Origin of the sequence: Pseudomonas sp. AF32 (genome assembly GCF_022342325.2) — a bacterium.
Lineage (GTDB): Bacteria > Pseudomonadota > Gammaproteobacteria > Pseudomonadales > Pseudomonadaceae > Aquipseudomonas > Aquipseudomonas uvaldensis.
This window is the reverse complement of the sequence record NZ_RQJK02000026.1, coordinates 39,307-58,095: the sequence shown is the minus strand read 5'-3', so window position 1 is coordinate 58,095 and position 18,789 is coordinate 39,307. Positions and strand designations below refer to the sequence as shown.

The window sequence follows — 18,789 nt, the reverse complement described above, 5'->3', positions numbered from 1 at the left end:
CGGGCTCCGTTATTTCGATTCGCTCATCACGAGCATGGCTTCTGCTTCCATGACGCGGATGTCGTGGAAGGCTTCTGAGAGTTCGCGCCGCTTCATGCCCAGCATGCTGGCGACCGGTGGGAGAGCGTTGTAGTCCAGGCCCGTGGGCCCGCCCATACCAGTGCGCCACTGCGTCGACATCGCTTCGAAGAGGCGGAAGGCGGGCCAGTTATCCGGCCAGACCTCACAATCCCCACCGTAGTCGTCAGCAGAAAACCCAAACGCATCGAATCCTTCGAAGGTTGGCTGATACAGGGCCCGAGCAGCGCTTACGAGTTTCCCAGGCGAGCCGGCTGATAGGCGGCCTGGTAAGCGGCCAAGACCGCTTGTGGGGCGCCGACGCATGTCGTGCACAGGGCAGTCAGCGATTCATCCGAAAGCTTTTCGTCGAATGCCCAGCCGTGGACGATGTCCTTGAGCTGGCCAACCTGGATGGCAATCTCTGCCGCCGTGGACTCTTGCCACGTCAGGGCGTCTTTCTGGACCTGCTTGATGTGCTGCTCGCTGGCGTCGTTCCACTTATCGAAGTACTGCGCCAGGGTCAGCCGGTCCAAGTACTTGAACTCGAACTCGACGCTAACCGGGTCAGCGCCAACACGAGGGATCGCAACCATCGCCTTGAAGGTTGGGTTCTGGGAAATTTTGATCTTCGCCATGATTCCCCCTTACGCCGCGTAGCGGATGAACTTGGCGACCACTGCGAACACCGCGGTAACGGCCATGACGCTGTTCTTGGTCAGCGACGGTACGTTGTCGAAAGACGCGAAGGCGTTGTAAGCGATGACACCACCCGAAGCGAGGTTAATGCGAATTGCGCGTGCAGCCTTGTCGTCGTCAGCTTCCAGCAGCACCGCGTTGTGGGGCAGGCTCGGATCATCAGCCATGGTCAGCGTGAAGGAAAGAGGCGACTTGGAGGTCGGGATTTGGTGCTCGTCGTCTTCTTCGAGAAACGAGTAGGTGACGTTTTGCTGATCGCCGCCGGTCTTGTTGGAGTCAGTGATTTGGGTGATAGGCGTCCAGGCGAGGATTTTGCGAACAGATCCAATACCAGCGCCCGGAATGAATCGTGCAACGTTGGTGGTATTCACAGACTCCAGGACAAACGAATCGGTCAGCACGCTTTTGACGCGGACGACGCGATTGTTCAGGCGGGCCCAGCCGGAAGTAACCTCGACATAGTCGCCGGCCAACAGGCCGTGCGCGACCGACGAGACGACGGCTTCTGTGGCATTGGTGATCGCAGTGAAGGCGACAGGCGTGTCGTACGAATCAGCGATGCTGACAGTCGAGCCGTTGGGTAGAAAAACGCTCATTGGGTTTTTTCCTCTGTGCAGAAATGACAAAACCCGCTCAGCGGCGGGTTCAGGGGTTGCCCAACGGGCGGATTAGGTTGTGGTGTCGGATCGGTACTGGAACGACACAGGCAAGGCGAAGGCAGTATCTTCGGTCAACTCAGGACCAGGCTCAACCGGCGTCATGATCAAGGCCGTGATGCCATCGCGAGCCAGCCTGTCGTTGAGCGGGTACAGCGCTGCAAGCTCATCAGCGATCGTTTCGGCGCCTGACGGGCCATTGCCGACCGGTGTCACGATGGTGATCTGAAACACGCCTGTGTAGAGCCGGTGGGCACCAGCCAGGTCGTTGCTGTCGGTGCCGGCCGGTATGAGGAATGCTCGCAGGTAGGTCTCATCATTGCTCGGGGTGAACGGCACGTTCTGGTAGGCGACCCGCAATGCTGGCGTTCGAGTGTCAGCCCAGGCCTTGAGGCGCGCCTCCAGTAGGGAGCGAATGATCTTGTGACTCATACCTGGTTGTTCCTGATGGCTTCGAGGACGATCTGCTGGAAGCGGGCAAGTGTTACCCGGACCATCCCATTCGGCGCCTGAGTTGAGTGCCCGAACTCAAGCGGGATGGCATAAGGCAGGTTGTTGACGATGTAAGCTGTCTGGCCGGCTTTGAACTCGATCACCCCGCCTAGAAGCCTGGCCGTAGCAGCTTCCCCCGTCGGGTCCGGGTGAATTCGAAAGCTGTTGTCCGGGTAACCGATTGAGAAATTCCAGTTCCCGCGGAATCGCCCGCCGACGTAGCCTTGGCCGGCGACCAAGCCGTTCACGTTGAAGTTCTGGTCTCGCTCTGTTTTTGTCAGGGGCTTGGCGTATTTCACACCGCGCTTCAGCTTGCCGCCCTTGGTGAAGTTGTCATCGGTCAGGTTAATCGCCGTGTTCCTCACGGCAACCTTGAAGTCGTAATCATCTGCGGCCCGGGTATTTGCCTGACGATAGGCGATGTTTGCCGCCCAAAGCTCAGGATTCCCCACCGGAGACATTCGAATCAGCGAGCCCCCGATCTCAATCAAAATCTCCCGAAGGCTCGCGTCTATTGCTGCTTCTGCTTTCTCGGCGAACTCAGCCAACTGAGCAGCAAAACTACCACTTTGGCCGCCATAACGCTGTGTCATGTGCGATCCGCGGGCCATGGCTATTTCCTCAGTTGAACGGTCCAGGTGGCTTTGGCCGGGTCCTGGCTGACGTTCATGGCGCGCTTACCGCCGATGACATCGCCGATTTCCGGAACGGCCAAGGTTTCGGTTGGCTCGCCCAGCAGAGTGATGAAGAGCTCGTTCTGCAAGATGGTGAGCTTTTCGTCTGCGGTCTGGATCAGGGATCCATCAATCTCTTTGGCGAGGTATCTGCCAAACACTCCCCGCCCGGCGTAATTCGTGATGGTCTTCGGCGTCGTGCCTGAGTCCGGGTCGTACTCACCCTGAACCTTGCGCACACCCACGACAGGGCTCACAGCATCGGCCAGGTCGGTATCGAAGGCTTCGGCCAGATCCCGCTGTAGATCGTCACGCAGCCCCATATCAGCCCCTCACGACTTTGACCTGGCCCGAGCCAAGGTAATGGGACAGCAGCGCCAGGGCGAACGACTCGCCGGCGCTGATGGTCCGGGATGATTCGGAAAACGACTTGCTACTCGACACGCCGTCGGCAGACACGGACTTCTCCGTCACGCCCGTTTCCTTGGAGCCGTAGATCCGGCCGGCGGCTGCCTCCGTAGCAACCTCGGCGCCGGCCTGGACAACATCGTCCGGGACCGGGTCGAACACTGGCAGACCAAGATTGGTAAGCCAGGTATTCGCCATCAGCACCGCGCGCGGCTTCTTGTCTTCCGTGGTCCAGTTGGCACCCAGCAAGGCATCCACCTGCGCAACACTGATGTAGGTCGTCACGGGGCTTTACTCCTGAGCCGATTTGTCGAGCAGTTCGGCGAGGGCTGGACGCTCGGCGCTATCGTCGAACTGGATGCCTTTCTCGGTCAGCTTGGCCTTGATCTCTTCGATCCGCAGGCCCTTGGACGGCTTGTCACCACCCGAAGGCCCCTTCTTCATCGGCTCCGGGTGCTTGTAGTCATCCGGCGCGAACTTGGCGTCGATGATCTTGTAGCCCTTCTGGCGCAGCTCAGCCTTGCGCTCGGCAGTGACAGGGTGTTTCTCGTAAACGATTTTTTCGGACATTGCCCTTCTCCTGGGAAAGCGCCCCGGAGGGCGCTGTTTGATTACTGCGCGGCGTCGCCGATGGTGATGACGCCAGCCGAGGCCTTGATGCTGTTCGCAACCAGATCCCAGTTGGTGCCGGTGGCGATCTCGGCGCTGGTTGGCGACTTGCCGCCGTTGGCGGTGTCCCAGGTGTAGCCCTTCATGCCCAGGCCGAAGGTGTAGTCGGCTTGCATGGTTGTTTCGATGCGCTCCTTGCCGTTGGAGGTCTGAATGTTGGTGATCAGGTCAGAACCGTCCATTACCACCGCCGCACCATCGGCCAGGCTCAACACCTTTTGTTTATTCGGCGTGCCGGCTTCGTACAGAGCCGCGGCGTCGGTGATGATCACCGCCTTACCGAGGATGTCGACAACCTGCACACCGCTGAAGGTGAACAGCTTTTCGGCGTTTGCGAGGTTCTGGCCCAGCAGTTTGTGATACATGGCGCCTGTCATGACCTGGGCAATCAGGCGTTGCGACGCATCACCAAACAGTGCGTGGGCATTGTTGATGGCGATGTAGTTCACGCCGCCAGTTGCGGACACGTCATTGGTTGCGGACGGCTGGTTACCGATCGCGGCCACCAGTGCGGCGATGGCAGTGTTCAGTTGGTCCGACATGATGGCTTCGGACAGGTTGCGGCTGATGACCTCCAGCGCCTCCTCTGGGTTCTTCTGCACCCACGACAGCTGAGCCGGCTCCCACAGGATTGGGCCGAAGCCGCCCGCGATTTTCACGGAGTCGTACTGCTTCTGTGCCAGAGGGGTGGCAGCCTGGTTGCCATTTGCTGCGTAACGGTCCACGCGACGTTGGGCGCCATGCAGGCCAGCCCAGAACGACTCTTGCAGGAAGTCGCCGTCGATGCCTTGGGTAGTCAGACGGATGGAGCCAGCGGAAGCGGCGTTGAACTTCTCAACGTCCTGCGCCAGGGTTTCGATGGTGGTGCGCTTGAGGTACTCGTTGAATACCTTCATGTTCGAAAGGGCCATTGGGCCTCCTTATTCGCTTGCGGTCAGGCCTTTGATGGCTTCCAGGCGCTCGGCCTTGGAGCCACCGAAGTTGCCCTTCGTGGATTTGTTTGGGCCGCCACCATTCGGAGCCCCGCCGCCGTTGGCGCCAGAGCTCTTGAGGATGTGGTCACGATGGGGGTACTGCGAAACGAGGGTTTCAAGCGCTTCGTTGAAGTCGGCCAGTTCGCCCGGGCGGGCGCGACTGAAAATCTTCTGGCCCTGGGTGTCATAAGCGACAACCTTGCCTTCCTCGATTTTGAAGTTGCTCCCGAAAGCGGCTTGCACCATGTCGGCCGGGATTGCCATCTTCTCGGCGATGAACTGGGAGCGGGCGAAACTGCCACCGATTTTCTCGGAGTACAGTTGCTGCTCGAAGGTCTGCGCCTTGCTGTTGGCTTCATCCAGCTGACTTTGGAAGGCCTTGCTGATTTCGCCCTTCACCTTCTCGATCTCACCGGCATCCACCAGTTTCTTGGCGTCGAGGTTGGCTACGGTTTCCAGGGCTTTCTTGGCCGCTGCGGCATCTTCGATGCCCTCGAAGGCTTTGGCGACCTTCTCGAACCCATCAGCGCGCTCACGATGAGACTTGGCCTCAGCGTTCAGGCGGGTGATGGTGTTGCGCGTACCTACGGCGTCAAAGGCGACTTCCTTTCCATCGTCCTCGACATACACAGGCTTGCCATCCTGAATCTCAGCGTATTGCTTGCCGTCCACTTCAACAGTCTTCAGTTTCATCTCGTCTCTCTGGGCCATCCGGCCAGTTGGTGAGCCATCCGGCCCTGTCGCGCCCCGTCCATCCGAACCGCAGGCAGAAAAAAGCCCCGCACTTGGCGAGGCCTGGGTTGCGACACAAAATCGAATGTCGGCATTTCGTGTCGCGGGGAACTACAGGCGATCCCTCAACTCTTCGAGCGTCAGGAATTTGCCTTTGTCGTTGTAGAAGTCGTTGAGCTTGAGCTTGTTCTGCCTCAGCAGCTTGCCTCGCTCAGGCCCCAGGATCTCATCCTGGCGTGCCGCTGACTGCCGACCCAGCCATTCGGCGTAGGTCGTTGACTGGGGCACCTGGCCGTCCATGGAGGAGCGTGTGGCACCATCGCTGAAGCCAAGCTTCGATGCGCTCTTGAGGATTGGCAGCTTGGTTGAGCGACAGCACCAATGGATTCGCCCAGGCCCGGCCAACCATGGGACTTTGTGCCCAATCGGCAGGTAGGTTCCGAGGGTGTACGGCAGCCGGTCCCTGATGCGACACGTGGTCGAGGTACGCGTGTCCAGGGTACTGATCCACTCAACGTGGCTGATGATGTCGCTGTTGGCCTCGTAGGCCTTGTCGCTGGCAGCCTCAGCCGTGCTCGACACGGCAGACCGGACAACGGCCTCGATCTCCCTGCGCGACTTCTGCAGGATCCCGTCGGCGTACTTCTCCGCCCGGGTGCCCATGATGTTGCGAACGATCTCGGCAGTGGTTCGCCCTTCGACGACTCCAGCTCGAACAGCATCGCGAACCAATGCGGCCCGACTCGTCTCGATGCCGTCCATCCACTCCCGGAGCAATCGACCTTGGAACGGCCTGGCCTGGGCAAGCGCCTTGACCTGGCTGAACTGCGCAGCGGCAATCGGGAAGGCTTCCTGTACGACGACAGGGATAACAGCCTGGAGCGCGCCTTGCTGGAAGGCAATCTCGTACCCGATCAAGTTGTCGGTGGCCTGGTCCAGTACCTGGCGGATCTCCACAAAAGTGGACTGATTCAGGCGGAGGACGGCAGACAGAGCCGCATCCACCGAAGCCGCTGACAGATTGGAGCCAAGGTTGTCGATTGCCTCAATCAGCGCAGCACGCAAATCGGCGTCCTTGCTGTTGAGGATCCTGATGATCCTCACGACCTGGGCATTGCTCAGGTGTTGCAGGTCAACCTCATGCCCGATCAGCTTGTCCAGCAGCTTCTCGTTGGCGGTCTTCATCACAGTTTCCCGAGTTCAGGGCCCTGAGCCTCAATCTTCGCCAGCTCCTGGGTCCAGTCGTATTCATCACTGATGACGCCGCGGCGCTGCATCTCAGCGAACAGCGTTTCCTTGGAAAGCATCCCGGCATTCGCCATGCCCACCAGCGTCGGCAGCGACACTTCGGGCATGTAGTCCACGTCGAAGTTGCCGCGCATCTCGACCGTACCGCCATCGCCCAGGCCGCGATAATCGGCCATGAACTGGAGCAGTTGTGCCAGGCAGTCAGCAAAATGATTTGCCATCCGCGCCAGTGGCGACAACTCCTGCGCCGCCTCCTCGTCTGCCTGGGTGGCGGTCTTGGTGGCGTTCTTCTCTGGCGTGAGCAGCTTGGCGCCGGCCATGCGCATCTCGTCGAGCAGGTCTTGCAGCGCTTCCCTGCCCGCCTTTACCGCTGCCCCGGTGTGCTCGACGTACTTCAGATCGCCATCCTTGGGCAGATCAGTCAGCGCGCCAGTGCCCACCTTGAATTCTGGCGGAACAGGCTTGCCCTGGTTGTCGAACGCGGCCTGGACACCGATGCGCACCAAGATCGGCACGCGGATGACGTGAAGGATGTTGTCCTGGTCGCTCTGGCTCTGCCAGTGCTTGACGTTGAGGTGCGCCAGCTCCAGTAGCGGCGGCTTGGCCGTCATGAAGCCCGTGCGGCCTGTGTAGAACGTCACCCAGGAGATTTTCTTGAGGCTGTTGGTGCCTTCCTCGTGCAGCGCCCAGGCGCCGCCGCTGACACCCATGCGGTAGGTGCGCCAGGCGCCAGGCTCCAAAACACGGATCTGGTCGACGCATTTGGCGCCAAACTCCCCATCCTCTTCCTCGACAGTCTCGATGTAGCGAATCATCGTGAGCTGGCCGCCTTTCGAACGCCAGCCCAGCACTTGATCAGGCTTCACCATCACGGCGTACGGCCGGACACCTGCAGCGATTTCTTCGGCCTGGGTGCGCACACCATCCGACTTTGGGTGATCGATGAACGCATGGCACAGACCGTGGCTCAAGCCCTCACGGAAGAACTCGACAGCCCAAGAGTTCAGGTCATTGCCAGCGTGGTCGATGTCCTTGCTCATTTCCTTGAGCTGATCCGGCACGTCATCGCCGATCTGCAAAGGCTCAGCGAAAACCCGGGAGGTCATGTTTCCGACCGTCTCCGAGTACGCCGGCAGCAGCGTGGAGAGGCGTAGGCGCTCCTTGTACGATTCGTCAGCCTCGGCAGGATACTGGGGCAAAAGGCTCTTGCCTGCCGCTCTCATCGCCATCGTCCCACCCATGAGCGGAGTAATCACGTCCCAGTACTTGCGCATAGCGTCAACGGCCGGCAGCGTGTCACTTGGGTTATTGCTCATGGTTACATTCTCAGGGGCTGGGTGACTGTCATGTCGGTGTTGATCGGGTAGCGTTTGGCGATGAAGTAGCCGGCGGCGTCGTTCATGTGGTCGTGGCCCTTCTTCGGGTCCTTGTCGGGATCGCCATGCTTGTCATAGGTCTGCCGCTCAAGGCACAGGGTGAGCTGTGGGCACTGGTCAATGTTGACCTTCAGCCTGCGCTCGCCATACGCATTCATGAGCATGGCGTTGACCGAGTTGACGCGGTCTTTGACGCTAGGGTTCTGGCTGTCCACGATCACCGTGAATCCTGCTTTCCGCAGCAGGGATAGGTCCGACTCGCTGGCGTTCTTGCTGCTTGTGTTCTGGCCGCTGGCATCTGGATAGACCGCAATGCCGTGCCCAGGAAATCTGGCCTTGATCTTTTCGATCATCTCCGGCGTATCGCGCACCGAGTGGAACTCATCCAGGGCCAAGGGCAGACCCTCTCGCACCACATAGACCACCGCGGCCATCTTCATGACGTTGAAGTCCATGCCGATGTGCAAGGCTTCGCCTGGCTTGATGCGCTCGCTGGTACGGGACTCGGAGCGGCTGAAGGTGTAATACACGACCCCGGCATAGTTTTCGAAACTCGCCTCGTATTCCTGGCGGAACGTGCGGGGGTCCATCTTGCGCCTGGCCGCCTCCAGCTCATCGGCGGGAACGTTGCCCCCCTGGAGCGAGGTGTAGAGCCAGCTCTTGTGGTCAGGCTCGCCGCCTGGTTGGCCGTCGCGGTAAGTGTCGAAGCAGTGATTGAAGCCCTTTGGGGTTCCGATGCGGAGCGCGTGACCACCCTTGCACTTGCCAACACCTGGAACGACGTACTCACACGTTGACAGCATCGGTCGCAGGACTTCCTCCCACGCAGCCCACTTGCAGTCCGCCCATTCGTCCACCAGGACAAAGAACAGGCCGGAGCCGCGGAGGTCGTCGTAGTTCTCCAGGCCGACGCAGCGGATCAGGTGGCCGCTCTTGAGCGTTATCAGCATGTCCGATTCGTTAGGCTTGCATTCCCGCCACTCTCGGGGGATTGCCTGCTTCAGCCGGCGCCAGAACACTCGACGAGCCTGCTTTTGCGTCGGAGCGGCGTACCAAATCTCATCCTCGACGCTCACGCCCCACTCAGCAGCCAGCCGGGCAGCTCGGCGCATCTCAGCCTTGCCGAGGAACGTCTTGCCGAATCGGCGACCACACACCGCATCACGAAAGCGCGCATTGCGCTGATAACCCCAGACATAGATATTCGCCTGTTTCGGCGTCAGCTTTACTGGAGCTTCATAGGTACGGGGTAGCGGGGACATTCTCGTCTGGCTCCAGGGTGTACTCAGCAACCGCGTGCTGCTGGTCCGCCTGGGAGCCCAGGGGCTTATCGGGTTCGATCTTGCGGCTGACGTACATGTCGCCGCATTCCTTGGCCGCCTGCTCCAGGATCTGCATCGCGAGGCCGATGTTCTTCATCGTCTCGGCCCGCTCGACAAACCGGTTCATGGCGCGGAGTCGATACGCACGGTTGGCAATCGGGATCTCGGCCGTCTCTTCGCGGAACCGCTTTCGGGTGTCGTGGAATAAGGTTTGCCACTTGGCTGCCAGGCCTTTGCCTGACGTTTTGGTTGGGTCGTGTGTCTCCACCTGCTGGCGGGTAACCACAATCCCATATTCCTTTTGGACTGCTTCAACAACCTGCGAAGGCGTGTCAAAGCACGCCAGGGCCTGAACGATAAAGGCCTTCACGTCGTTTTGAAGGGCTGCCATAGATTTTCATCCGTCCAGAGCCTGTCCAGAATCAGGCCGACTTGAGCAGACAGGTTCCGCAGGCCCTCGCAATGTTCAATTTCCCCACCTCAGGCGGCTGTCGCTGCCGAATCAACGGCCGGCAGGTGAGTCCAATTACGGCCATGCACTACGTCTTGGATTGCCGCATGGCTAACCCCGTAGCGGCGCGCAAAAGACGCGCACTGGCCGTATGTTCCGGTGTATTCCGAACGTATGGCTAGCACGTCATCTTCAGTTAGAACGGCCTTGCTGTTTAGCGCCCCCTCCCGTGAAAGGAGCCCGGTACGGAAAGCGTGTCGCATGTTTCCGCTGCGCGTGACGTATTCAAGATTATCAAGCCGCGGGTTCTGCTTGTTTCCGTCGATATGATTGACCTCGCGCCCCTCTGGACATGGCCCAATAAAGACATGGGCGACAAGGCGATGGACATACCAGTTCGTGACATCGCCGTCACAAGCGAGCGCAACGGCTGGATACGCCCCGCCACCCGGAATGCGGGGCTTGAGGATTGCCCCAACGCGGCCTCGACCGCGCTTCGGTTTGACTATGCGTTTGACCTCGCCGTAGTTGCTAACCGCATAATCAGGATGGCTCTGAATAACCTTCCATTGCTCGATCATTACGCAGACCTCATAAGACATGTGCCGCATGCACTGGCGATAGATGCGTGACTTACCGATGGGGGCTTCTTGGCGGCTTCGACCATGCGAGCCACATCGCCGTCGGGATGCCCTACGCCGTATCGCTCAACAATCGAGACGAACTCACTGACGTCATGGCCGCGCAGGTAGAGCTTGGGCAGGCCTTCCTGAGTGAACTTGGGCGCCCCGTACTGATCTGTCGCTTGGGCGATGTGACAGAGCTCATGTTCGACCAGTCGTAAAAAATCCACATCGCTGCACTGGGCGCAGTAGTCGGCAGCCAGAGTGATGATGAAGCTCGGCACATCGCCGAACCAATCGCGCATCTGTTGCTCCATCCGAGCCTTCTGCCAACCACCGGCGCGGAACGCCACCTGCTCGGCTTGGCCCAGGACTGTGCGACCCTGCTTCTGGAATGCTGACGATGCCCACATGACCCGCACGTCAGCGTCGATCAGGTGAGCATGATCTTCGTTGTGGATGCTGCCGGTGTCGGCAAGGATCTCAGCCTGGAGCCATTCCCATACCTCTGGCGCGGGAGCAAGGCGGATACCGAAACTGGACAATTCGGATAGCTCCGCGAGTGCTGTCGGCGGGTACGGGCGATTCATCGAAATTCCTACGATTACTGGGTGATGGACTATGTTTTGATCTCACCTAACGGAGGCCAAATCATGCGCATTACTGAAGATGACATCGTCCAAGCTGCAAAAGAATGGGCTGTCCACTCTCACAAGGATCCTTTCGAAGCTGAATCAACCGCCTTGGAAGCGATTTCAGCACTTCAAGCAACTCTGAATAGCGACGACTACGAGCAAGCACTGAAGAGCCTTTACGAGCAGTACCAGCAGTCGTGAGGAATACTACTGAACCACCATGATGTGTGTTTGAGCGTGAGCGTGTCCGTGCAGCTCAGCAACGATCAGGCCTTGGGGAAGTCCAGCGGCCTTGGCGGCATCTACTGCCTTGGCTATCGCGTTATCCAGCTCGGTCAGAGCCTTGTTAATGTCCTGACTCATTGGGAGGGCGTGCCGAAGGCGGGTGACGTTGCTCACGGCGCTACCTCGTAGCAAAAGCTCTCTTCACTGCTTAGATCGCTCATCACGATCACCGCTTGGTGGCTGTCGTAGTATCCCTCAAAGACGCTTGTTCTGGTGTAGGGCGAGGACGTCTTGCCTTGAAAGACTTCTGAATGCACCAGCTCCTCGCCTGCATAGAAGGCGATCACTGCGCGGCCTTGCAAGTTATTGATCGTGACCTTCATTTTTCACCCCAGTGTCGCGACACAATTTGCTAGTTCGCGAAACGTGTCGCGACTTACGATTTCCGCCGCTCGACGCCACCCGGCGCCTTGTCACAGCCCATGCAGTGCTCGCAGTTCAGGTGCCGGCAGATCCAGGCCTTGACCCGTTGCCAGTAAGTGACCATGAACAGGTGGCGGATGCCGGCCAGGGCCAGGGCAATGTGAAGGGTGAGCGCTGCGACGGTTGGGCCGAAGAGGAAGCTGTTATGCCCAGTCGTAACCACATAGGCACTGATGGCGACCGTCGAATAGATCAGCTTCCCGAGGATGCCGTCCCTCACCTTCCCGCTCACCACGCACCAGAACGCCCACAAGGCGATCATGCCGCAGGCGATGGAGTTGATCAGTTCAAGATTCATGGTGGATTGCCTCCCCCGAACCGCTGGCGGATGAACGCCCAGAGGTCAGCGGCTTTGATGGCCCGGGTGATGGCGGCGATAAGCGATCCGCCGAAGGTCCCCAGGAGGAACCCTACACCGGCAACACTGCGCGGCTCGACCACCCCGAAATAGGAACTGATCAGGCCCGTCAGGTAATGGGCGCAGACAGCGCCCGAGAAAATAAAGATGGCCCAGGCCTTTCGGTCTACCAGGTCATCGCGGTGCCAGAAGCTGGCGGCGATTGCGCCGAGCAGTCCGGCAAAAGCCCAGTCGAGCTTATCGAACAGGCGCTGTAGAAACTCCATGCCTTCGACTCCGACTGTGCATGATGGAAGAAAAAGGCCGGTGTGATCGGCCAAACGCTGGGGAGCAGCGGCGAATAGATCAGCCCCAGCAGCACTCCCAGCTCAGAGCGATGGGCGTGGTGGGGCCGAAAACGAAAGGGCTCAATCATGTCGAGGCCCTGAATAGGGTCTATACATCCGGAAAAGCTGCCACTGGGGAGCGGCTTTCCTCGGAGGTACAAAAAGCCCGGCGCATATGTCCGGGCTTTTCTGTTGCTTCCAGGCGTATTTAGCCGCGCGAAAGGCCGGCACCAACGCCAACGCCTTCAGGTGCCGGATCGGCCGAGGCCATCACGAAGTGATTGCTGGATGCGCGCAGGTTTGATGCCAGGGATTCGTCAGTGGAGTCACCACCCGTTCGCCACACGGCGAGGGTCAGCTCCATGCGTTGGAGTGCAACGCCTTGAGGCTCAGCCATCACGTACGCGACGCGGTAAGCACTGGTCAGGGGTTCGGCGAGTGCCGACATGGAGAAAAAGGACAGGCAGGCGGCAAGCGCCAGGCCCAGACAAGCAGAGAGTCGCTTAACCATTCGGCATTCCTTCTGGTGGGTTTCTTTGGGCAATAAAAAACCCGGCGCAGTGGCCGGGCTTGGTGTTTCTAGAGTAAGTTGCCGGAGGCAAAACTCTAACAGTGGCGAAATCATGCCATGAGCCGCACGGGAACGCAATAGGCCCTCAAGCGGCCTCGCGCATTTCGTAGATCACCGCTGCAATCGGGCTTAATGCGCGCCGGTCCAGATCCTCGCAGCACTCAAAGATCAACTGCAGCATGCCGCCCCAATCCCTCTCCCAGTTGCACGACTCCAGGCGCACTTCGTAGACCTGCCACATCCAGGCCCGGAATTTCTCCGCGTTAGCGAGCGGGTCCTCGTTGGCCGACTGACCGCCTTGGTGCATGTAGCGGTACCGGCGAAGCACCCCCTTCACCACATACTCCAGCTTCTCGCGCTTGGCCGCCGTCATCCGTGGAGACCGGCTTTGCACCAGTAGAAACACCACCTCCTCCGCCGCCTCCCGAATATCGTCGCTCTGGGCGGCGGCGTACATGTAATCCCCGAACACGCGGATCTGTGGGTGAAGCCGGGCGATTGCTGACTGAATGTGACCCGCCAGAGCCCCATGAACGGCATGGTTGGCCGTCGGACCGCGCTCTGTCTTCTGCACTACCACGCCGAGCACTTCGGTATCCGATGCTTGGCCGGGGGCCGGATTGTAATTGCAGTCATGCCACGCCTGGCGCGCTGAGTTGATTTTCATGCTGCGTGCCCCTTCTTCAGTTCGCGGGTCTTGGCCCGGTATTCGGCCTTGATGGCTTTGATTTCTTCCACGGTGTACTTGCGGGGCTCATGAGGCCCTTCCAACCAGGCCACCTTGTCGGCGCCGATGCGCAGCACCAGCCGGATTCGGTACTCAACAGCGTTCCCGGACAGGTTGCGGTTGCACTTCACGCACTGGCGGTGAATGTTCAGCGGCTCGAAGCGCAGCTCCGGGCAGGCGCCGACGGATCGGTAGTGGCCGGCATCCCAGCGACTTCCGGTCATCAGGTCGTTGTCGTTCGGCATCGAGTCGCAACTGATGCAAGGCAGGCGTGCGTCACGCAGGCGGACGTACTCGTTCACCGCAGACTGGGCTTCGCGCAAATGGTCCGCCCTGCTCTTCAGCTTCTCCTTGCGAGCCTTGATCTCCCGGCGCTCGACTTGGGCCAGGGACTTGCGGGCGGTTTCCTTTCCCTTTTCCGACTGGGCGTGAGCGATGGCGCATGCGATCTCCCCGCACACCGCTTGCGATTCTCGGGCGGGCGCGTACATCACGCGGCATTCCGGGCAGCGCTTTCGGCGTGGGCCGCCGGACTTGAGTGGGGTTTTGCGCTGTAGTGGGGTGCGCTTCATGCGGCACCTCTCGCGAAACGACGAAGTCCGTTGTTCCGTATCTGCTCGTTGAGCTCGTTGACCCGCATGGCCAGCCGCTGCTGTTCGGCGTAGGCTGACTTCAGGTTGCGATTCATCTTCTCGACATCGCCAACCCGGCTAAGCAGCTTCACCAGCAAGAATTGCTCGCGGTCGCGATCAGCCTCATGACGCCAGATTTTCGTTTGCTCGCGCATGTCGAGGCCGTTGCCTTCCCGATAGGAGACGGCCAGTCCGGCAATCGCCTTGACGTGTCCTCGCTGATTTACCTCCAGCAACCCCCATCCTTCCGGCAACTCGTCGGCACGTATGAGCCCAGCAGGTGCCATGAAATACCGCCAGTTGCCCAGCCCCCCAGTGGCGCGGTGGGCTTTCTTGCGATCAGCGAGGAAGTCCGCTCGGCTGGTTTTGCACTCGACAACCGTAGAGCCGTCATCGAAGCCCGCGGCGCGGAAGCCGATCGCGTCGGGGATTTCACCAGTCCAACCAGAACGGCACTCGCTTATCGCCACATGGCAGCCGGGACCACCTGCGCTGTTGGCGCGCTGTAGCCATTTCACGGCGACCAGGCATAGGTCGTTATGCGTCATCGGAAATAGACTCACGCAGCCACCTCGCTCAGCAGGTCACTGAAAACCACGCCCTGGCCGGTGAAGTACGCAACCATGCGGTCGGTGTACTGGATGCCCTGGGCGCGATTGAACAGGCTGGTGACCGGGAAGCCGTCCGGGCCGAACAACTTGTGCTCGCCCATCAAGGCCAGCTTCTCCTCGTATGGCAGATGGCGCATCACCCGGTACCAGGCTGCCTGAAACCCCGAATCCTCGTTCAGCAGGATCTGCACGCCGAAGTGAAGCTTGCAGTACCGGCGGGCGTCGGCCGGGTCGCCGATCTGGGTCATTTCGGAAATCCGCTTGTACATTGCAAACCAAAGAGCGTTCTGGTCCAAAGTCCTGTCCTTGCCCGGGCGCAGGGAGACAACCACGAACTTCTTGTCGCGGTACATCGCGCTGAGCTTGGTGATGGCCTCGGAGAGCTTGGCCTGGCAGTTGACGGAGATTTTGTCAGCCATTGGGCACCTCCACGTCCCGACACTCTTCGCAATAGGCAAGCCGCCCGGCGTTAGTCAGGTAGTAACCAGACACGGTGACAATGCCCATACGCTCACTTCCGAACTGCAAATAACCAAACTCTTCCATCTTGGCAGCCAACTTGGATTTGGTCTGATACGGAAGGCGCCCTTCGATCTCAGCGGCGAACACCTTTTCCAGCATGGTGAAAACGCTTTTTGCCATACCGGTCATGGCTGCTCTCCCTTGCCCATGGCGTCGTCGTAGTCGATGCCCAGCGATGCAGCTCGGCGCCGTGCGCTGTTGCCGTTCCCCGGTGTGAAATCCGGTATGTCGTCGAACTCGGGGTACTCAGGGCGAGCCGGCGGATACCCGGGAGCCTTCATCGCCTGATCAATGGCGGCACGCAGGTTCTCGCTGTAGTTCTCGCCAATCACACGCTCGCAGGGCTCAGACAGCCAGCGTCCGACGATTTCGATACCGACACTACTGTCTCCTGCATCGCCATTCGGTTGGCTTGATTGTCGGATATCCCAGAATTCCGCCTCGATAGCGTCCAGGCGCGCCTTGTCCTTGCGCAGCGCCTCGTTCTCGGCCTTGAGCTGGTCATGCTCCACCATGAGGTCAGCAGTTACGACCGCGCCTCGGGATGCGAGCGCACGCAACTGCTCGGCCCGATCGCGAACTTCCGAAACTGACATCCCTTCGCGCCAGCCGATTCGCTCCTTGACTCGTCGAATCTTTCGACTGATGTTTGGTGGCGTGCAGTCGTGCACTTTCGCAAGCTCCATCTGCGAAGTGCCGGTCACGAAGGCCACGAGAAGATCGACATCCCCCTGGTGAATCGCAGGGTAGTCACAGAGATTTAATTTCACACTGGCAGCCAGCCGTTCGTTCTCGGCCAGCAGCTCCAACGCCACTTCCTCCAGCGTCTGCTTGCCCAGGAACTCCTCCAGCGCCTGGGAGTTGTCCAGCCAGTCAGGAGACGATGCGCTCCAGGCAGCCACCTCGGCCCACAGCAGCTTCTGGAGTTTTTGCTTGTCGATGGTCATGTCCGTTGCTCCCTGTTCTTCTTGCCAAACTTCGCCATCAACTGCGCACGGGCAGCCGCCCCGCTGCATGGGATGGCCTGGACTTCCAGCAATCGCGCCTGTTGTTGGCTGGCGTATTCCTCAGCCCGCTCAAGCTCGGTCTTCTGGCTGTCGTGGCTGATGCCGATGGCGATCTTCCCGTCCAGCGGTTTCCCTTCCTGGGCGCGGCGCAGGATCACCTCGTAGTTGCGCTCGAACCGGGCGCGCAGAGATTTGTCCTCCTGCTTTGCAGCCCGCAGATCGAACACGCCAGTCGCTTCAGCGGCCAGCTTCACCGCTTCGTGGCTGTAAACGCCCATCAGTGCCTCAACCCACGCGTCAGCAGCGACCGGCATCCCAAAGTCCTCTGGGCTCGGCGTGCACATGGCGATGAACTCACCGACGCTGGGCGCGAATGGTTTCTTGAGCCGGCGGCACTTCTGGATACCGAACTCGATCTGCTCAAGAGTGCGGATACCCTGGGCCGCGAATTCCTTGATCCACTCCTCCTTGGCAGAAGCCAGGGCCTCGGTAGAAGGCCATGCTTGGCGCCAGGCGGGGAAGATGCCGCGCAGCCGGCGGAACAGTCCATTCACCACTTCCGTGGTGTCTGGTGTCACATGGAGCTGCTGGCGCGCTTCCACGGGCGGGAGGTTTCCCATGCCTGCCATGAGCTGATTGACAGGCTTCATGGGCTCACCATGAGATTCTGCGCCCAGGTCTTGTCGTCGAAGTCGGGCTCGTTCGACTGGCGGCGCGGAGCGAATGGGTGGATGTTGCTCGCGACGTCAGGAATTTCGTCCTCCCAGCGTTTACCGTTCAGCCAGGTCGACGGGTGCGGGATGTACTGGCCCTTGTCCTTCAGCCAGTCCGGGGTCAGCACCTGCTTTGCCAGAGCCGCCACCATCAGGTCGAACAGCTCCTGGGTCACCTTCAGCTTGCTCCAGGCCTTCTCCGCTTTGTCCTTCCCGACCTTGCGCGGATAGAGCTTCCAGAACTTCGGGAAAAGGTCCTCGACCACCACCGGAGCTGGCGACGGAGGAAGGGAATCAGGAATCAGGAATCCGGAATCAAGAGAGAGGGAATCAGCAGGGAAAGAACTGTACTCGCCTGGTGCTTGCACCGTGCTTGCACCAGTCTTTACCGGGCACCGCTCTAAATCAGGCATTGCAGGGATGGTGCTCTTGGCTTCTTTGACGTGAGGGTTCTGGTGTTTCGACCAGTTCACGATCTGGATAGCCTTGAATGATCCAATGGTGTACCGAACAATGAACCCCAAATGATCCAGGTCGGCTAGCATCTTTTCGATGTCGACATTGTCCGCCGGGAACAGGGCCATTTTCAGACGGCGCGGACGGTCTTCCAGGCGCCCTTCCCTGTCGGCCTCGGTCCAAAGTCCAATGAATAGCAATCGGGTGGCGAAATCCACCTCGGCCAAGTGTTCGTTCGAAAAGAACCCCGGCTTTATGTTTCTGGAGCGGGCCATCATGGACGTCCTTTGCCGACAAGCTCGGCAAGCTCAGGAAAGCGATCGACATACCAATGAGGCTGCGTCTCGCGTGGGGATTGGGGGCTGGTGAGGTTCTTGCCGTACTGGAGGCCCTTTTCAGTCACCGACCAGAACGGAACCATTTCGCCCTTGGAGTTCTTGCGCTGGAGCTGCTTGAGGAAGCCATGGGCAGCCAGGGCAGTGTTGAAGGACACAGGCGCGCAACGGATGCCGCAATCCTTCAGTAAGGCCGTGGCAGACTTCGTAGGCATTGAGGAGCCGCCAGCGGCGTCAGGCGCAGCGTCGATCGCGTAGCCGGGCAGGAACTTGGCGTCGAGGCCGTTGTTGGCGGCGATCTTGGCGAGCATCATCATCTTGCTCGATGGTGCCGGCTTGAGCAGACGGTCAAAGCACTCAAGAATCGCAAGCTCGCCGACTACCTTCGCGTTGTTGGTTGGCTGAACAGAAAAGCTGCCTGTCTTGCGAATGCTCGGCAGGACCTGGCCCACGACCCACTCTTCGAATCTCTCGGCGGCAGGAAGCTTCGACTTCATCACCAGACGGTAAAGGTCGCGCTCCGGGATAATGGTCATGAAACCACCACCCTGTTTCGGGGTAGTGGTTGCGGCCTTGCAGTGGCGGGCCACAGCGTTCTCAGGTTTGGAGTAGCCAAGCGCGTCGGCGACGTCGCGGGCGATAAACCAGGGATCGCCGAGCTTGTCGGTGATTACACGGATCGCGGAGCCGTCGAAATCGAACGGAATCACAGAGGAACCGCGCGACACGTTTTCAGATCCGGCAAAACGTGTCGCGACATTGGCCGAGGTATTGATCGTTTTGGTTGATTGGTGCATGATTTGCTCC

31 protein-coding genes are annotated in these 18,789 nt (G+C 59.8%); 1 reads left to right on the top strand and 30 read right to left on the bottom strand.

Going from position 1 to position 18,789, the window contains the following annotated elements; genetic code table 11:
• Nucleotides 1–9: 9 nt before the first annotated feature.
• From EGM97_RS22130 to EGM97_RS22055, 16 genes are all read right to left on the bottom strand, one after another.
• Nucleotides 10–384, bottom strand: a complete 375-nt coding sequence (locus EGM97_RS22130; RefSeq protein ID WP_343075400.1) for a DUF1799 domain-containing protein — start codon at nucleotides 382–384, stop codon at nucleotides 10–12.
• Nucleotides 309–695: a phage tail assembly chaperone gene (locus tag EGM97_RS22125; RefSeq protein ID WP_238962192.1), complete on the bottom strand. Its 387-nt coding sequence runs from the start codon at nucleotides 693–695 to the stop codon at nucleotides 309–311. Before EGM97_RS22125 ends, EGM97_RS22130 begins: the two co-directional genes overlap by 76 nt.
• 9 nt (nucleotides 696–704) lie before the next feature.
• Nucleotides 705–1,352 (bottom strand): phage tail protein, encoded by a 648-nt coding sequence (locus EGM97_RS22120; RefSeq protein WP_238962193.1) that lies wholly within the window; start codon nucleotides 1,350–1,352, stop codon nucleotides 705–707.
• 72 nt (nucleotides 1,353–1,424) lie between these two features.
• Nucleotides 1,425–1,844: a phage tail terminator-like protein gene (locus EGM97_RS22115; protein WP_238962194.1), complete on the bottom strand. Its 420-nt coding sequence runs from the start codon at nucleotides 1,842–1,844 to the stop codon at nucleotides 1,425–1,427.
• Nucleotides 1,841–2,515: a hypothetical protein gene (locus EGM97_RS22110; protein WP_477788853.1), complete on the bottom strand. Its 675-nt coding sequence runs from the start codon at nucleotides 2,513–2,515 to the stop codon at nucleotides 1,841–1,843. The genes EGM97_RS22115 and EGM97_RS22110 overlap by 4 nt, the downstream gene beginning before the upstream one ends.
• Nucleotides 2,516–2,517: 2 nt before the next feature.
• Nucleotides 2,518–2,901: a hypothetical protein gene (locus EGM97_RS22105; RefSeq protein WP_238962195.1), complete on the bottom strand. Its 384-nt coding sequence runs from the start codon at nucleotides 2,899–2,901 to the stop codon at nucleotides 2,518–2,520.
• Nucleotide 2,902: 1 nt separating this feature from the next.
• Nucleotides 2,903–3,271, bottom strand: coding sequence for a hypothetical protein (locus tag EGM97_RS22100; RefSeq protein WP_238962196.1), 369 nt, complete (start codon nucleotides 3,269–3,271; stop codon nucleotides 2,903–2,905).
• Between the two features lie 6 nt (nucleotides 3,272–3,277).
• Nucleotides 3,278–3,556 (bottom strand): hypothetical protein, encoded by a 279-nt coding sequence (locus EGM97_RS22095; RefSeq protein ID WP_238962197.1) that lies wholly within the window; start codon nucleotides 3,554–3,556, stop codon nucleotides 3,278–3,280.
• Nucleotides 3,557–3,597: 41 nt separating this feature from the next.
• On the bottom strand, nucleotides 3,598–4,566 hold the full coding sequence (locus EGM97_RS22090) for a major capsid protein (protein WP_238962198.1): 969 nt from the start codon (nucleotides 4,564–4,566) through the stop codon (nucleotides 3,598–3,600).
• Between the two features lie 9 nt (nucleotides 4,567–4,575).
• Entirely contained in the window at nucleotides 4,576–5,322 is a 747-nt protein-coding gene (locus tag EGM97_RS22085; protein ID WP_238962199.1) for a DUF6651 domain-containing protein, read from the bottom strand.
• A 150-nt stretch (nucleotides 5,323–5,472) separates the two neighbouring features.
• Complete coding sequence (locus tag EGM97_RS22080) at nucleotides 5,473–6,546, bottom strand: phage head morphogenesis protein (RefSeq protein ID WP_238962200.1); 1,074 nt, start codon at nucleotides 6,544–6,546, stop codon at nucleotides 5,473–5,475.
• The gene (locus EGM97_RS22075; RefSeq protein ID WP_238962201.1) at nucleotides 6,546–7,925 is read right to left on the bottom strand and encodes a DUF4055 domain-containing protein; all 1,380 of its coding nucleotides are present in this window, start codon (nucleotides 7,923–7,925) and stop codon (nucleotides 6,546–6,548) included. The genes EGM97_RS22080 and EGM97_RS22075 overlap by 1 nt, the downstream gene beginning before the upstream one ends.
• Before the next feature lie 2 nt (nucleotides 7,926–7,927).
• Nucleotides 7,928–9,247 carry a phage terminase large subunit family protein gene (locus EGM97_RS22070; RefSeq protein WP_238962202.1) on the bottom strand — a complete coding sequence of 440 codons (1,320 nt, stop codon included), beginning with the start codon at nucleotides 9,245–9,247 and terminating at the stop codon, nucleotides 7,928–7,930.
• Nucleotides 9,222–9,698 carry a DUF2280 domain-containing protein gene (locus EGM97_RS22065; RefSeq protein WP_238962203.1) on the bottom strand — a complete coding sequence of 159 codons (477 nt, stop codon included), beginning with the start codon at nucleotides 9,696–9,698 and terminating at the stop codon, nucleotides 9,222–9,224. The genes EGM97_RS22070 and EGM97_RS22065 overlap by 26 nt, the downstream gene beginning before the upstream one ends.
• Before the next feature lie 89 nt (nucleotides 9,699–9,787).
• Nucleotides 9,788–10,339 carry an NUMOD4 motif-containing HNH endonuclease gene (locus tag EGM97_RS22060; RefSeq protein WP_477788852.1) on the bottom strand — a complete coding sequence of 184 codons (552 nt, stop codon included), beginning with the start codon at nucleotides 10,337–10,339 and terminating at the stop codon, nucleotides 9,788–9,790.
• Nucleotides 10,339–10,971: a putative metallopeptidase gene (locus tag EGM97_RS22055; protein WP_238962204.1), complete on the bottom strand. Its 633-nt coding sequence runs from the start codon at nucleotides 10,969–10,971 to the stop codon at nucleotides 10,339–10,341. Before EGM97_RS22055 ends, EGM97_RS22060 begins: the two co-directional genes overlap by 1 nt.
• 63 nt (nucleotides 10,972–11,034) lie before the next feature.
• Between EGM97_RS22055 and EGM97_RS22050 the strand changes: the two genes are divergently transcribed.
• Complete coding sequence (locus EGM97_RS22050; protein WP_238962205.1) at nucleotides 11,035–11,217, top strand: hypothetical protein; 183 nt, start codon at nucleotides 11,035–11,037, stop codon at nucleotides 11,215–11,217.
• 6 nt (nucleotides 11,218–11,223) lie between these two features.
• On the opposite strand, the gene EGM97_RS22045 is transcribed toward EGM97_RS22050, so the two are convergent.
• From EGM97_RS22045 to EGM97_RS21980, 14 genes are all read right to left on the bottom strand, one after another.
• Nucleotides 11,224–11,415 (bottom strand): hypothetical protein, encoded by a 192-nt coding sequence (locus EGM97_RS22045; RefSeq protein WP_238962206.1) that lies wholly within the window; start codon nucleotides 11,413–11,415, stop codon nucleotides 11,224–11,226.
• On the bottom strand, nucleotides 11,412–11,624 hold the full coding sequence (locus tag EGM97_RS22040) for a hypothetical protein (RefSeq protein ID WP_238962207.1): 213 nt from the start codon (nucleotides 11,622–11,624) through the stop codon (nucleotides 11,412–11,414). The genes EGM97_RS22045 and EGM97_RS22040 overlap by 4 nt, the downstream gene beginning before the upstream one ends.
• Nucleotides 11,625–11,677: 53 nt before the next feature.
• Nucleotides 11,678–12,022 (bottom strand): hypothetical protein, encoded by a 345-nt coding sequence (locus EGM97_RS22035; RefSeq protein WP_238962208.1) that lies wholly within the window; start codon nucleotides 12,020–12,022, stop codon nucleotides 11,678–11,680.
• The gene (locus EGM97_RS22030; protein ID WP_028236772.1) at nucleotides 12,019–12,348 is read right to left on the bottom strand and encodes a hypothetical protein; all 330 of its coding nucleotides are present in this window, start codon (nucleotides 12,346–12,348) and stop codon (nucleotides 12,019–12,021) included. The genes EGM97_RS22035 and EGM97_RS22030 overlap by 4 nt, the downstream gene beginning before the upstream one ends.
• 268 nt (nucleotides 12,349–12,616) lie before the next feature.
• Nucleotides 12,617–12,919 (bottom strand): hypothetical protein, encoded by a 303-nt coding sequence (locus EGM97_RS22025; protein WP_238962209.1) that lies wholly within the window; start codon nucleotides 12,917–12,919, stop codon nucleotides 12,617–12,619.
• Between the two features lie 145 nt (nucleotides 12,920–13,064).
• Nucleotides 13,065–13,646, bottom strand: a complete 582-nt coding sequence (locus EGM97_RS22020; RefSeq protein WP_238962210.1) for a hypothetical protein — start codon at nucleotides 13,644–13,646, stop codon at nucleotides 13,065–13,067.
• Nucleotides 13,643–14,278 carry a recombination protein NinG gene (locus tag EGM97_RS22015; protein WP_238962211.1) on the bottom strand — a complete coding sequence of 212 codons (636 nt, stop codon included), beginning with the start codon at nucleotides 14,276–14,278 and terminating at the stop codon, nucleotides 13,643–13,645. Before EGM97_RS22015 ends, EGM97_RS22020 begins: the two co-directional genes overlap by 4 nt.
• Nucleotides 14,275–14,901 carry an adenylosuccinate synthase gene (locus EGM97_RS22010; RefSeq protein WP_238962212.1) on the bottom strand — a complete coding sequence of 209 codons (627 nt, stop codon included), beginning with the start codon at nucleotides 14,899–14,901 and terminating at the stop codon, nucleotides 14,275–14,277. The genes EGM97_RS22015 and EGM97_RS22010 overlap by 4 nt, the downstream gene beginning before the upstream one ends.
• On the bottom strand, nucleotides 14,898–15,368 hold the full coding sequence (locus tag EGM97_RS22005) for a NinB/YbcN family protein (RefSeq protein WP_238962213.1): 471 nt from the start codon (nucleotides 15,366–15,368) through the stop codon (nucleotides 14,898–14,900). The genes EGM97_RS22010 and EGM97_RS22005 overlap by 4 nt, the downstream gene beginning before the upstream one ends.
• A complete protein-coding gene (locus tag EGM97_RS22000) occupies nucleotides 15,361–15,600 on the bottom strand; it encodes a hypothetical protein (protein WP_238962214.1) in 240 nt (79 codons plus the stop codon). Before EGM97_RS22000 ends, EGM97_RS22005 begins: the two co-directional genes overlap by 8 nt.
• Nucleotides 15,597–16,418: a hypothetical protein gene (locus EGM97_RS21995; RefSeq protein WP_238962215.1), complete on the bottom strand. Its 822-nt coding sequence runs from the start codon at nucleotides 16,416–16,418 to the stop codon at nucleotides 15,597–15,599. The genes EGM97_RS22000 and EGM97_RS21995 overlap by 4 nt, the downstream gene beginning before the upstream one ends.
• Nucleotides 16,415–17,128, bottom strand: a complete 714-nt coding sequence (locus tag EGM97_RS21990; RefSeq protein WP_238962216.1) for a replication protein P — start codon at nucleotides 17,126–17,128, stop codon at nucleotides 16,415–16,417. Before EGM97_RS21990 ends, EGM97_RS21995 begins: the two co-directional genes overlap by 4 nt.
• The gene (locus EGM97_RS21985; protein ID WP_238962268.1) at nucleotides 17,125–17,922 is read right to left on the bottom strand and encodes a hypothetical protein; all 798 of its coding nucleotides are present in this window, start codon (nucleotides 17,920–17,922) and stop codon (nucleotides 17,125–17,127) included. The genes EGM97_RS21990 and EGM97_RS21985 overlap by 4 nt, the downstream gene beginning before the upstream one ends.
• Nucleotides 17,922–18,779, bottom strand: a complete 858-nt coding sequence (locus tag EGM97_RS21980; RefSeq protein WP_238962217.1) for a BRO-N domain-containing protein — start codon at nucleotides 18,777–18,779, stop codon at nucleotides 17,922–17,924. The genes EGM97_RS21985 and EGM97_RS21980 overlap by 1 nt, the downstream gene beginning before the upstream one ends.
• Nucleotides 18,780–18,789: the final 10 nt, after the last annotated feature.

What these genes read in the sequence shown, in the direction of transcription:
- EGM97_RS22085 (WP_238962199.1), bottom strand. Translation starts at nt 5,322, where the DNA reads ATGAAACTGAAGACTGTTGAAGTGGACGGCAAGCAATACGCTGAGATT.
- EGM97_RS22055 (WP_238962204.1), bottom strand. Translation starts at nt 10,971, where the DNA reads ATGAATCGCCCGTACCCGCCGACAGCACTCGCGGAGCTATCCGAATTG.
- EGM97_RS22050 (WP_238962205.1), top strand. Translation starts at nt 11,035, where the DNA reads ATGCGCATTACTGAAGATGACATCGTCCAAGCTGCAAAAGAATGGGCT.
- EGM97_RS22030 (WP_028236772.1), bottom strand. Translation starts at nt 12,348, where the DNA reads ATGGAGTTTCTACAGCGCCTGTTCGATAAGCTCGACTGGGCTTTTGCC.
- EGM97_RS22070 (WP_238962202.1), bottom strand. Translation starts at nt 9,247, where the DNA reads ATGTCCCCGCTACCCCGTACCTATGAAGCTCCAGTAAAGCTGACGCCG.
- EGM97_RS22130 (WP_343075400.1), bottom strand. Translation starts at nt 384, where the DNA reads ATGCGTCGGCGCCCCACAAGCGGTCTTGGCCGCTTACCAGGCCGCCTA.
- EGM97_RS22110 (WP_477788853.1), bottom strand. Translation starts at nt 2,515, where the DNA reads ATGGCCCGCGGATCGCACATGACACAGCGTTATGGCGGCCAAAGTGGT.
- EGM97_RS22025 (WP_238962209.1), bottom strand. Translation starts at nt 12,919, where the DNA reads ATGGTTAAGCGACTCTCTGCTTGTCTGGGCCTGGCGCTTGCCGCCTGC.
- EGM97_RS22105 (WP_238962195.1), bottom strand. Translation starts at nt 2,901, where the DNA reads ATGGGGCTGCGTGACGATCTACAGCGGGATCTGGCCGAAGCCTTCGAT.
- EGM97_RS21990 (WP_238962216.1), bottom strand. Translation starts at nt 17,128, where the DNA reads ATGAAGCCTGTCAATCAGCTCATGGCAGGCATGGGAAACCTCCCGCCC.
- EGM97_RS22080 (WP_238962200.1), bottom strand. Translation starts at nt 6,546, where the DNA reads ATGAAGACCGCCAACGAGAAGCTGCTGGACAAGCTGATCGGGCATGAG.
- EGM97_RS22075 (WP_238962201.1), bottom strand. Translation starts at nt 7,925, where the DNA reads ATGAGCAATAACCCAAGTGACACGCTGCCGGCCGTTGACGCTATGCGC.
- EGM97_RS22005 (WP_238962213.1), bottom strand. Translation starts at nt 15,368, where the DNA reads ATGGCTGACAAAATCTCCGTCAACTGCCAGGCCAAGCTCTCCGAGGCC.
- EGM97_RS22060 (WP_477788852.1), bottom strand. Translation starts at nt 10,339, where the DNA reads ATGATCGAGCAATGGAAGGTTATTCAGAGCCATCCTGATTATGCGGTT.
- EGM97_RS22115 (WP_238962194.1), bottom strand. Translation starts at nt 1,844, where the DNA reads ATGAGTCACAAGATCATTCGCTCCCTACTGGAGGCGCGCCTCAAGGCC.
- EGM97_RS22090 (WP_238962198.1), bottom strand. Translation starts at nt 4,566, where the DNA reads ATGGCCCTTTCGAACATGAAGGTATTCAACGAGTACCTCAAGCGCACC.
- EGM97_RS22040 (WP_238962207.1), bottom strand. Translation starts at nt 11,624, where the DNA reads ATGAAGGTCACGATCAATAACTTGCAAGGCCGCGCAGTGATCGCCTTC.
- EGM97_RS22095 (WP_238962197.1), bottom strand. Translation starts at nt 3,556, where the DNA reads ATGTCCGAAAAAATCGTTTACGAGAAACACCCTGTCACTGCCGAGCGC.
- EGM97_RS21980 (WP_238962217.1), bottom strand. Translation starts at nt 18,779, where the DNA reads ATGCACCAATCAACCAAAACGATCAATACCTCGGCCAATGTCGCGACA.
- EGM97_RS22035 (WP_238962208.1), bottom strand. Translation starts at nt 12,022, where the DNA reads ATGAATCTTGAACTGATCAACTCCATCGCCTGCGGCATGATCGCCTTG.
- EGM97_RS21995 (WP_238962215.1), bottom strand. Translation starts at nt 16,418, where the DNA reads ATGACCATCGACAAGCAAAAACTCCAGAAGCTGCTGTGGGCCGAGGTG.
- EGM97_RS22120 (WP_238962193.1), bottom strand. Translation starts at nt 1,352, where the DNA reads ATGAGCGTTTTTCTACCCAACGGCTCGACTGTCAGCATCGCTGATTCG.
- EGM97_RS22015 (WP_238962211.1), bottom strand. Translation starts at nt 14,278, where the DNA reads ATGAAGCGCACCCCACTACAGCGCAAAACCCCACTCAAGTCCGGCGGC.
- EGM97_RS22000 (WP_238962214.1), bottom strand. Translation starts at nt 15,600, where the DNA reads ATGACCGGTATGGCAAAAAGCGTTTTCACCATGCTGGAAAAGGTGTTC.
- EGM97_RS22065 (WP_238962203.1), bottom strand. Translation starts at nt 9,698, where the DNA reads ATGGCAGCCCTTCAAAACGACGTGAAGGCCTTTATCGTTCAGGCCCTG.
- EGM97_RS22020 (WP_238962210.1), bottom strand. Translation starts at nt 13,646, where the DNA reads ATGAAAATCAACTCAGCGCGCCAGGCGTGGCATGACTGCAATTACAAT.
- EGM97_RS21985 (WP_238962268.1), bottom strand. Translation starts at nt 17,922, where the DNA reads ATGGCCCGCTCCAGAAACATAAAGCCGGGGTTCTTTTCGAACGAACAC.
- EGM97_RS22125 (WP_238962192.1), bottom strand. Translation starts at nt 695, where the DNA reads ATGGCGAAGATCAAAATTTCCCAGAACCCAACCTTCAAGGCGATGGTT.